The 615-nt window shown below is 57.6% G+C and carries 1 protein-coding gene; it reads left to right on the top strand.

The window, feature by feature from the left end; translation table 11 throughout:
* Nucleotides 1-153 precede the first annotated feature (153 nt).
* Nucleotides 154-615 (top strand): aminoacyl-tRNA hydrolase (gene pth / locus ACIOWA_RS28010; protein ID WP_401162935.1); only part of this gene is annotated, 462 nt, incomplete at its 3' end.

Consider the following 615-nt stretch of genomic DNA (forward strand, 5'->3'; position numbering starts at 1 on the left):
AGTTAGCAAGTAAAATCGCGGACTGGAACGTAGCGAGATAGCGGGCGAGAACGCGGAGTTTACATCCATGGTAAATGAGCATTTTTCGTCCACTTTAGCCGCTTTCCCTGATCGCGGCGATGTTATCCACCACTCAAAGGAAGGGCCCCTATCGTGACTGCCATCAAACTGATCGTTGGCCTGGGAAATCCAGGCGCTGAATACGACCAGACCCGGCATAACGCAGGGGCCCTTTTTGTTGAGCGCATCGCTGACGCACAAGGCGTGAACCTTGTCGTCGATCGCAAATATTTCGGCCTGACCGGGCGCTACTCGCATCAAGGTCAGGATGTTCGTCTGCTGATTCCCACCACCTACATGAACCGTAGCGGCCAGGCCGTGGCGGCTCTTGCCGGTTTCTTCCGCATCAAGCCTGAAGAAATCCTGGTGGCACACGACGAACTCGACCTGCCTCCGGGCGTCGCCAAGCTCAAGCAGGGCGGCGGCCATGGCGGTCACAACGGGTTGCGCGACATCATCGCGCAACTGGGCAATCAGAATACGTTCTACCGCCTGCGGCTTGGCATCGGCCACCCGGGCGTCGCCAGTATGGTTTCAAATTTCGTCCTGGGTCGT

It is taken from the genome of Pseudomonas sp. NPDC087614, from assembly GCF_044743485.1.
Classification (GTDB): Bacteria; Pseudomonadota; Gammaproteobacteria; order Pseudomonadales; family Pseudomonadaceae; genus Aquipseudomonas; species Aquipseudomonas baetica_A.